Origin of the sequence: Stenotrophomonas indicatrix, assembly GCF_002750975.1 — a bacterium.
GTDB classification, from domain to species: Bacteria; Pseudomonadota; Gammaproteobacteria; order Xanthomonadales; family Xanthomonadaceae; genus Stenotrophomonas; species Stenotrophomonas indicatrix.
Genome location: NZ_PEJS01000001.1, coordinates 766987 through 777539, shown reverse-complemented (window position 1 = coordinate 777539; position 10553 = coordinate 766987). Strand labels below are relative to the sequence as shown.

Sequence of the window (10553 nt, the reverse complement as noted above, 5' to 3'; positions counted from 1 at the left end):
GCGCCTTGGGAGGGGAAATGCCGACTTCACCCACAACGGTACGCGCAGTGTTCGCGCACGCTTTCGGCCTGGCCCTGCTGGGATGGGCCACGCTGGCACAGGCGGCACCGCAGATCGCCAGCGTCGAATCACCGGACAAGGTGCTGAAGGTCAGCCTGGTGCTGGACGGCGGTACCGCGCGCTACCGCGTCGAGCGCCTCGGCCAGACCGTGGTGGCCGATTCGAAGCTGGGTTTTGAACTGCGCGATGGTCGCCTCGACCGCGACTTCAGCCTGCTGGCGCAGGAACGGCGCAGTGTCGATGACAGCTGGGAACAGCCCTGGGGCGAGCGCCGGCTCACCCGCAACCACTTCAACGAACTGACCGTGCACCTGGCCGAAAGCACCGGCAGCAAGCGCCGGCTGGACCTGGTGTTCCGCGTCTACGACGACGGCCTGGGCTTCCGTTACGTATTCCCCGAGCAACCGAACCTGCGCGAAGCGATCATCGATGACGAGCTGACCGAGTTCGCCATCGCGCCGGAGTCCACCGCATGGTGGATACCTGCGGGCGAGCCGATCCATTACGAATACCTGTACCAGCGCACCCCGCTGCGCGAAGTGCCGCTGGTGCACACGCCGATGACCCTGCGCAGCCACGACGGCCTGCACGTGGCCATCCATGAGGCGGCACTGGTCGACTACGCGGGCATGTGGCTGCGCCGCACCGAGGGCCAGCGCCTGCGCGCCCAGCTTTCGCCTGCGGCCGAAGGCTGGAAGGTGCGCCGCGCCCTGCCCTTCGCCACGCCATGGCGCACCCTGCAGATCGCCGACCGTGCCGGCGGCCTGGTCGAGTCCGACCTGATCCTCAACCTCAACGAGCCCAATGCGCTGGGCGATGTGAGCTGGGTGAAACCGGCCAAGTATCTGGGCGTGTGGTGGTCGATGCACCTGGATGAGGAGAGCTGGGCCACCGGACCGAAGCATGCGGCCACCACTGCAAAGACGCGGAAGGTGATCGATTTCGCCGCCGCGCACGGTTTCCGTGGTGTGCTGGTGGAAGGCTGGAATCCAGGCTGGGACGGCAACTGGGTCGGCAACGGTTACGACTTCGACTTCACCCGCGCCACGCCGGATTTCGACATCGAATCATTGTCGGCGTACGGGCTGAAGAAGGGCGTGCACCTGGTCGGCCACCATGAAACCGGCTGCGCGATCGAACACTACGAAGACCAGCTGGGTGCTGCGCTGGATCTGTATGCGCGGCTGGGCGTGGACCAGTTCAAGACCGGCTACGTCTGCGACGACGGCCAGGTTGATCGCCGCAATCCGGCCGGCGGCCCGCTGTGGCGCGAGTGGCACGACGGGCAGTTCATGGCCCGCCATCACCTGAAGGTGGTGCAGGAAGCCGCCCGTCGGCACCTGTCGGTGAACCCGCACGAGCCGATCAAGGACACCGGCCTGCGCCGCACCTACCCGAACTGGATTTCCCGCGAAGGCGCACGTGGCATGGAATACAACGCCTGGGGCCAGCCACCGAACCCGCCCGAGCATGAGGTCAACCTGGTGTTCACCCGCATGCTGGCCGGGCCGATGGACTACACGCCCGGCATCCTCAGCCTGAAGGGCCGCCACGGCCAGGCCATTCCCAGCACGCTGGCCCGCCAGCTGGCCCTGTATGTGGTGCTGTACAGCCCGATCCAGATGGCTGCCGACCTGCCCGAGCACTACCTGCAGCACCGCGAAGCGTTCCGCTTCATCGAGGACGTGGCGGTGGACTGGGAGCAGAGCCGCGTGCTCGATGGCGAGGTCGGCGACTACGTGACGATCGTGCGCCGCGACCGCAACAGCCGTGACTGGTTCCTGGGCAGCATCACCGACGAGAACGGCCGCGTGCTGCCGGTGTCGCTGGGTTTCCTGGAGCCGGGCGTGCGCTACCGCGCCGAGGTCTACCGCGATGGCGATGGCGCGGATTTCCGCAGCAGTCCCTTCGCCTTCAAGCGCGAAACACGCGTGGTCAGCAGCACCGATTCACTCACCCTGGTGCTGGCGCCGGGCGGCGGACAGGCCATCCGCTTCACCCCGCTGTGAATGCGCAGGTAGTGCCGGCCGCTGGCCGGCATCGTTGCGACGTGGATGGTTGCCGGCCAGTGGCCGGCACTACCGGAATGATGATCTGGAAGCGATTACAACCCTGCAAACGCCATTGAATACGTATGCAGGGTGATTCCCACGAAGAACGCGCTGCCTACCATAGCGGCGACGACAGCGGCCACCGCGTCGCACGTCCTCGACACCATCGGGACGACCACGAATCGCACTACAACATTGCCTGGGAGGGGAAAATGTTGAACCACAAGCGCAGTGCGCTGAGCATCGCGTTGGCCGTCGTACTGACGCCATCGCTGGCAGCAGCGCAGTCCACGCAGAGCACGGCAACCCCGCCAACCGGCACCGCCGCCACCAACCTGGACACCGTGCAGGTCACCGGCATCCGTCGCGGCATCGAAAGCGCCATCGCCACCAAGCAGGACGCCACCTCGGTGGTCGAAGCCATCTCCGCCGAGGACATCGGCAAGCTGCCCGACGTCAGCATCGCCGAATCGATCTCGCGCCTGCCTGGCCTTGCCGCACAGCGTGTGGCCGGTCGTGCGCAGGTGATCAGCGTGCGCGGCCTGTCGCCGGATTTCGCCACCACCCTGCTCAACGGGCGTGAAGTGGTCAGCACCGGCGACAACCGCGGCGTCGAGTTCGACCAGTATCCGTCCGAGCTGGTCAACGGCGTGACCGTGTACAAGACCCCCGATGCAGCGCTGGTCGGCCAGGGCCTGTCGGGCACCATCGACATGCAGACCGCACGTCCGCTCAGCTTCCCCGACCGCGTCATCGCCGTCAGCGGCCGCTACCAGAAGAGCTCGTTGGGCCGCGCCGCCGACACCGACCCGTACGGCAACCGCTTCAGCGCCAGCTACATCGACCAGTTCCTGGACAAGACCCTCGGCATCGCCATCGGCTACGCGCACAGCGACATGCCGATCCAGGAAAACCAGGTGGGCCTGTACGAGCCGTGGACCACCGAGCACACCACCAACGGCAACCGCCCCGGTGTTGCCGCTGGCACCTACTTCACCGACGGCATCAAGGCGCTGCGCCGCACCGGCAACAACAAGCGCGACGGTGTGATGGCCACGATCCAGTTCCGGCCGAACAACAGCTGGACCAGCACCTTCGACGCGTTCCACACCGAAGCAGAGCAGATCGACACCGCCAACCAGTTCGAGCTCAACCTCAGCAACTACAACGGCAACTACACCCCGGGCCTGCTGGTCAGCAACCCGCAGGTCAATGCCAATGGCACCTTCACCGGTGGCACCGCCAGTGGCGTGTACCCGCTGGTGCGCGGCATGTACAACAAGCGCAAGGACAAGATCGATGCGTTCGGCTGGAACAACGAGTTCACCTTCGGCAGCGTCAAGCTGGTCGCTGACCTGAACTATTCCAAGGCCACCCGCGACGAACTGAACCTGGAAAACAACCTGCAGCTGACCCCGATGCCGCAGCTGGATACGGTCGGTGTGCAGTTCCGCCAGGATGGCTTCTCGCAGATCAGCCCGGGCCTGGACTACTCCAACCCGGACGCGCTGTTCCTGACCAACACCATCTACGGTTCTGGTTACGGCAAGGTGCCGAAGGTGGAAGACCGCCTGAAGGGTGGCAAGCTGGCCGCGACCATCGCCCTGCCCGAAGCAATGGCGTCGTGGGCGCCGGATCTGGATATCGGCGTGAACTATGCCGACCGCCGCAAGGTGAAGACCCAGTCCGAAGGCAACATCCTGCTGGGCGCGCAGGGCGATGCCAACATCGCATCGGATCTGCAGTACCGCCCGGTCAACCTCGGCTTCGCCGGCCTGGGCACCATCCCGGCCTGGAACGTGCCTGGCGCGGTCGGTCGCTACATGACCTTCAATCCGGTCGACAACCTGGACTACCTGATTCCCAAGTCGTGGACGGTGCAGGAAAAGATCACCACCGCCTGGGCGCGCCTGAACATCAACACCGACATCGGCGTAGTGGGCGTACGCGGCAATATCGGCGTGCAGATGCAGCACACCGACCAGAGCTCGGACTCGCGCTACTGGGACAGCTCGCAGGCGGCCGGCAACAACATCCAGCCCTACTCGGACGGCCGCAAGTACAACGACTGGCTGCCCAGCTTGAACCTGGCCTTCATGTTCCCGCATGAGCAGACCCTGCGTTTTGCCGCAGCCAAGCAGGTCGCGCGCCCGCGCGTGGACCAGATGCGCGCGGGCCTGGAGTTCGGCGTGGATACCGGTACCGGTCGCCCCGGCGGCAGTGGCGGCAACCCGTTGCTGGACCCGTGGCGCGCCACCGCGCTGGACCTGTCCTATGAGAAGTACTTCGGCGAGAAGGCCTACGTGGCCGCCGCGATCTTCTACAAGGACCTGAAGAGCTACGTCTACACCCAGTCGGTGGACAACTACGACTTCACCGGCCTGCTGGGCGACTATGTGCCGCCGCCGGGCATGGTGGTGCCGGTGCTGCCGACCGGCACGTTCTCGACTCCGGTGAACGGCAAGGGTGGCACCCTGAAGGGCCTGGAGCTGACCGCGTCGTTCCCGCTGGAAATGCTGACCGACAGCCTGCGTGGCTTCGGCGTGCAGGCCAGCGCGACCTTCAACAAGAGCGACATCCAGATCCTGGATCCGGAAAGCGCGTCCAGCGTGGGCACCGACCCGATCAGCCTGCCCGGCCTGTCCAAGCGCGTGTACAACTTCACTGCCTACTACGAGCGTAGTGGCTTTGAAGCACGCGTGAGCCAGCGCCGCCGTTCGGACTTCATCGGCGAGATCGGCAACTTCAACGGCAACCGCACCCTGCGCTATGTCGTGGGCGAGAACGTGACCGATGCGCAGGTCAGCTACACCTTCAGCGACAGCAGCAGCCTGCGTGGGCTGACCCTGCTGCTGCAGGGAAGCAACCTGACCAACGAGCCGTACCGCACCTACGCCGGCACCAAGGATCGCCCGCTGGAGTACATCGAGTGGGGCCGCACCTACATGCTGGGCGTGAACTACAAGTTCTGAGGTAGCGCCGGGCCATGCCCGGCGACCCGGACTCGGTAGTGCCGGCCGCTGGCCGGTACCCCCATCGGTAGCGCCGGGCCATGCCCGGCGACAGGACGCAGGGAACAGGACCGGAAGCCCGCTGCGCAGGCAGCGGGTTTTCCTTTGTGCGCACAACGCGATGGCCAGTGAAGCGTGATCGGTACGGCCCCATCCACGCATGCCGTGGTTCTCCCCCGCCGCATCGCAATCGATGCGTGGCGGGCATCCATTCGCCCCCCTGGTAGATCCACGCCATGCGTGGATGCTCTGCGCCGGAACCGCGCCCACAAAAAAGGGACGGGGCGCTTCGGCCCCGTCCCCGCAAGTACCGCCACCGGAGAAATCGGTCAGCTGCGTCGTGCGCAATACACCGCACGCGGCGGCAGCTGCAGTTCATTGCCCTGCACCGTCCCCGCATCCGGGCCCGGCACAGCCACCTGTTGCCAGTTGCCCGCCGGCAGCGGATGGCTCACCGCTTCGGCCGACAGGTTGAAGGCCAGCAGGAGAGTTTCATCTGCAAGCATACGCTCGAACAGCAGCACTGGCTCGGCACTGTCCAGGAACCGGATGTCACCGTGCAGCAGCGCCGGCTGGGTACGGCGCCAGGCCAGGAAGTTGCGGAAGGCCGACAGCACCGACTGCGGATCCTGCGCCTGCACCGCCACGGCCGCCGCCTGGTGCTCGGCCGGGATCGGCAGCCACGGCTTGCCGGTGGTGAAGCCGGCCAGCGGCGCGTCGATCCACGGCAGCGGCGTGCGGCAGCCGTCGCGCCCCTTGAAGTTGGGCCAGAAGGTGATCCCATACGGGTCCTGCAGCGCCTCGAACGGCACTTCGGCCTCGGCCAGGCCCAGCTCCTCACCCTGGTACAGGCAGACCGAACCACGCAGTGAACACAGCAGCGCCACCAGCATCCGCGCCAGGCGAGGGTCGGCCGGATGGCCACCCCAGCGGCTGACCGCCCGCTCCACATCGTGGTTGGACACCGCCCAGCACGGCCAGCCTTCGGTCATCGCCGCTTCCAGGCGCGAAACGGTGTCGCGGATGTAGGCCGCGCTGTAATCGTTGACCAGCAGCTCGAAGCTGTAGCCCATGTGCAGGCGGCCATCCTGGGTGTATTCGGCGGTGGTCGCCAGCGAATCCTCCGAGGAGATCTCGCCCAGGCTCACCGCCCCCGGGTACTCGTCCAGCAGGGCGCGCAGCTGCTCCAGGAACGGCAGGTTCTCCGGCTGGGTGTTGTTGTAATAGTGGTACTGGTAGGCGTACGGGTTGTCCGCGCTGAAGCCGCGGCCGACGCGCTTGTCGGCCGGCTTGGGCGGGTTGTCGCGCAGCTGCGCGTCATGGAAGCAGAAGTTGATCGCATCCAGGCGGAAGCCATCCACACCCCGGTCCAGCCAGAAGCGCACGTTGTCCAGGGTCGCCTGCTGCACCTCCGGGTGGTGGAAATTCAGGTCCGGCTGGTCCACCAGGAAGTTGTGCAGGTAGTACTGCTCGCGGCGCGGCTCCCACTGCCAGGCACCGCCGCCGAACAGCGACAGCCAGTTGTTGGGGGGCGTGCCGTCTTCGCGCGGATCCACCCACACATACCAGTCCGCCTTCGGGTTGCTGCGGTCCTGGCGGCTCTCGCGGAACCAGGCGTGCTCGATCGAGGTGTGGCTGAGCACCTGGTCGATCATCACCTTCAGGCCCAGGCCGTGGGCCTTGGCCAGCAGCCGGTCGAAGTCGTCCAGGCTGCCGAACAGCGGATCGACATCGCGGTAGTCGGCGATGTCATAGCCGAAATCGGCCATCGGCGATCGGAAGAACGGCGAGATCCAGATCGCATCCACGCCCAGCGCGGCGATATGGTCCAGGCGCTGGATGATGCCGGGCAGGTCGCCTACCCCGTCGCCGTTGGCGTCGAGGAAACTGCGCGGGTAGATCTGGTAGATGACGGCTCCGCGCCACCATGGATAGTGCGACATCGACAGCCCCCCTCCGGGCATGCGGGACCCGCTGGAAGCGGGCCGAAAACCAACTCCCGCAAGCTTAGCGGCGGCCCACGACGATGGCGCTGCCTGCATACGTATTCACGCCAGACGCCACGCCCGGTGGCGCGCGGCGGTGGCCTGGCCCCCGGTTTCCTCCCCAATTCACAGGCAACGCCTATAATCAGGGATGAGCCTGAAAGCCTGATCGCATGACCATCACTGAAGACACCCGTCCCGCCCTGGGCCTGTCCCAGATCCAGTCGCTTGCCGCAGCCGACATGGCTGCCGTCGATGCCCTGATCCGCCGCCGGCTGTCCTCGGATGTGGTGCTGATCAACCAGATCGCCGACCACATCATCTCCGCTGGCGGCAAACGCCTGCGGCCGATGCTGGTGATGCTGGCCGGCCATGCGGTCGGCGGCGCCGGCCCCGAGCACCACCAGCTGGCAGCGATCATCGAGTTCATCCACACCTCCACCCTGCTGCACGACGACGTGGTGGACGAATCCAGCCTGCGCCGCGGCCGCAGCACCGCCAATGCGCTGTGGGGCAACGCGCCCAGCGTGCTGGTTGGCGACTTCCTGTACTCGCGCAGCTTCCAGCTGATGGTCGAGCTGGACCGGATGCCGGTGATGCAGATCCTGGCCGACACCACCAACCGCATTGCCGAAGGCGAAGTGCTGCAGCTGCTGCACGTGCACAACCCGGATACCGACGAAGCCGCCTACCTGCGCGTGATCGAGCGCAAGACCGCGGTGCTGTTCGCCGCCGGCACGCGCCTGGGTGCACTGGCCAGTGGTGTCGATGAAGCCACCCAGCAGGCCCTGTACGACTACGGCATGCACCTGGGCTACGCCTTCCAGATCGCCGATGACGTGCTGGATTACTCGGCCAACGCCGACGAGCTGGGCAAGAACCTGGGTGACGACCTGGCCGAAGGCAAGGCGACGCTGCCGCTGATCCATGCCATGGCCCATTCCGATGAGGCCACCCGCCAGCGCCTGCGCGCGATCGTGCAGAACGGTGACGCCTCGGCGATGCCGGAAGTGCTGGCGGCGATCCACGCCACGGGAGGTCTGGAATACAGCCGCCGTCGTGCCGAGGAATATGCAGAGGCCGCCGAACGGGCGCTTGACGGCCTGGGCGACAACGATGCGGTCGCCGCCCTGCGCGGCCTGGCCCGCTACGCGGTACAGCGTTCGCATTGATGGATTCGCCGGGCACGGCCCGGCGCTACCGCACGCGATCTGGTAGCGCCGGGCCATGCCCGGCGGACACGGCGCCTCAACTCCTCTCGAACCGCTCCTCGAAGAACTCATCCAGTGCCTTCCAGGCGCGCTTGGCGGCGCGTTCGTTGTACTGGCAGCCCGGCGGGCTGTTGGCATCGCGCTCGGCAAAGCAGTGCACCGCACCGCTGTAGTTGGTGAACTCCCAGTCCACCTTGGCCGCATCCATTTCCTTCTGGAAACTGCCGATATCCTCGGCGGTCACGCTCTTGTCGTCGGCGCCGTTCAGCACCAGCACCGACGGGTGGCTGCCGCCGGCCTGCGCCGGCAAGGGGGAGCCGAGCCCGCCATGCAGGCTGACCACGCCCGCCAGCGGCGCGCCGGCGCGGGCCAGTTCCAGCACCGTGGTGCCGCCAAAGCAGAAGCCCACTGCGCCGATCCGGCTGGCGTCCAGCGGTGCCTCGCCCGCCTGCGCCTTCAGTACGTTGACCGCCTCCAGCGCCCGCGCCCGCAGCAGCGGCCGGTCATTGCGCAGCTTGGTCGCCACCGGTCCGGCCTCGGCATCGGTCTTCGGCCGCACGCCCTTGCCGTACACATCTGCCACCAGCACCACGTAGTCATCGCCCGCCAGCTGCTTGGCCTTCTCGATGGCCGATTCGTTCACGCCCTTCCAGTTCGGCACCATCACCAGGCCGGGACGCTTGTCAGCATCTCCATCGTCATAGACCAGCACGCCACTGAAGGTCGTGCCCTGGTGCTTCCACTCCACCGGCTGGGTCTTCATCGCCGCCCACGCTGGCATCGCTGCCAGCCCCAGTACCATCGCCACGCCGCAACGCCAACGGTTCATGCGCCTGCTCCAGAAAAAGGGGACGGAGGGGATTAAGCCGTAATCGCCCCTCCCGCGTCGCATTCTGCATTGGCGGCGTGACGCAGGTGTGGTTGGATACGACTTGATCCCCTCCGCTCCCTTTTCTGCATGAACCTTGTTGATCGCTTTCTGTCTGGATTGATCCCGCGGCTGCCCGAGGACGATGCCCCGCAATGGGCGTGGACCGAAGGCGCCAGCGAGGCCGACCTGCAACGGCTGCGCGCGCAGTGGCCGCAGGTGCCCGACAGCCTGGTCGACCTGCTTTCGCGCGTGGACGGCACGCACTTCCGCGACTATCCGAAGGGCGAGGTCTGCGTGCTGATGCTGGGCTCGGACGTGGGCGACTACCCGTACTACCTGCGCTCCATCGCGCAGATCTTCGCAGACCAGCAGCAATGGGACGACAGCATCCGTTCCATCTACGAGGAATGGCTGGAAGAAGAACCGGAGATCCTCGGTGCCGGCATCGATGCCGACCTGCCGATGAGCCGCCGCCTGTGCTTCTCGCACTGCATGAACAACGGCGGCACCTCGATGCTGTATCTGGATTTCGATCCCGCACCCGGCGGCAGCGTTGGACAGGTGGTGCGCTACCTGCACGACCCGGACAGCTACGCGGTCATCGCCCCCAGCTTCGATGCCTACCTGCAGCAGCTGATCGACCGCGACTACAGCTTCCTCGACGAGTAGATCCACGCCATGCGTGGATGAACTCCTCGCCGGCCGATGACCTCATGCCATGCGTGGATCAGGGCTTCACCCGCGCTCGATCCAATGCAACACCCCCGGTTCGAACGCAAGCAGATCGTCCACCGCCATCCGCGCGCGCGCCCAACACCGTTCCGGCGGCTTCGGCTGCCGGCCCCCCACAGCCCCAGCGTAGTCGCGCACCAGCAGGCCGATGCGCGCCGCTCCGGCATCCAGCAGGGCATCAATGCGCTGCAGCCACTGGCCGGCGTCTCCCAGGGCTCCATCGCGATGCACCTGCTGATCCTGCTCGCGCCGCGCCAACTGCTCGGCCAGCGCACGGGCGATCTTCGCCTCGCTCCAGCCCTTCCTGCGCCAGCGTTCGGCATCGTTCTTCCTTTCCCGCATCTTCCATGCCGATGCGAGTGCGGTGCCACAGTCGCAGTGGCCTGCGCTCAACCAGGGCTGCCAGCCCGGCCCCACGGCGGCACGCAGGCTGGGCGAATCCTGCGCGAACAGCCGTCGGCCGCTGCGCTCCATGATTGCGGAGCTTTCGGCGTCCGGAAACGAAGTGGGCAGGAACAGGGTGATAAAGGTGCACATAAGGCTCGCCGAATCCGTCCGGGTTTCCACACAGGGTAGATCCACGCCATGCGTGGATGAACTCCCGGGTCGCCTGCCACCGGCCGGCACGACCG

The 10553-nt window shown here is 66.5% G+C and carries 7 protein-coding genes; 4 read left to right on the top strand and 3 right to left on the bottom strand.

The genetic code is table 11. The features are described 5' to 3' along the window. Positions 1–17: 17 nt before the first annotated feature. The gene (locus CR918_RS03670; RefSeq protein ID WP_099842070.1) at positions 18–2069 is read left to right on the top strand and encodes a glycoside hydrolase family 97 protein; all 2052 of its coding nucleotides are present in this window, start codon (positions 18–20) and stop codon (positions 2067–2069) included. A gap of 254 nt (positions 2070–2323) precedes the next feature. Beyond that, entirely contained in the window at positions 2324–5083 is a 2760-nt protein-coding gene (locus CR918_RS03665) for a TonB-dependent receptor (protein WP_099844225.1), read from the top strand. Positions 5084–5451: 368 nt separating this feature from the next. Here the strand turns inward: CR918_RS03665 and CR918_RS03660 are convergent, their stop codons facing one another. After that, positions 5452–7065 carry an alpha-glucosidase family protein gene (locus CR918_RS03660; protein ID WP_099783148.1) on the bottom strand — a complete coding sequence of 538 codons (1614 nt, stop codon included), beginning with the start codon at positions 7063–7065 and terminating at the stop codon, positions 5452–5454. 215 nt (positions 7066–7280) lie between these two features. Between CR918_RS03660 and CR918_RS03655 the strand changes: the two genes are divergently transcribed. Continuing rightward, positions 7281–8279, top strand: coding sequence for a polyprenyl synthetase family protein (locus tag CR918_RS03655; RefSeq protein ID WP_099842069.1), 999 nt, complete (start codon positions 7281–7283; stop codon positions 8277–8279). A 76-nt stretch (positions 8280–8355) separates the two neighbouring features. Here the strand turns inward: CR918_RS03655 and CR918_RS03650 are convergent, their stop codons facing one another. Then, complete coding sequence (locus tag CR918_RS03650) at positions 8356–9147, bottom strand: dienelactone hydrolase family protein (RefSeq protein WP_099842068.1); 792 nt, start codon at positions 9145–9147, stop codon at positions 8356–8358. Between the two features lie 129 nt (positions 9148–9276). Here CR918_RS03650 and CR918_RS03645 point away from each other — a divergent pair, with 129 nt between their 5' ends. Then, positions 9277–9858 (top strand): SMI1/KNR4 family protein, encoded by a 582-nt coding sequence (locus CR918_RS03645; RefSeq protein ID WP_099842067.1) that lies wholly within the window; start codon positions 9277–9279, stop codon positions 9856–9858. A 66-nt stretch (positions 9859–9924) separates the two neighbouring features. Here the strand turns inward: CR918_RS03645 and CR918_RS03640 are convergent, their stop codons facing one another. Beyond that, positions 9925–10458: a hypothetical protein gene (locus CR918_RS03640; protein ID WP_099842066.1), complete on the bottom strand. Its 534-nt coding sequence runs from the start codon at positions 10456–10458 to the stop codon at positions 9925–9927. Between the last annotated feature and the right edge of the window lie 95 nt (positions 10459–10553).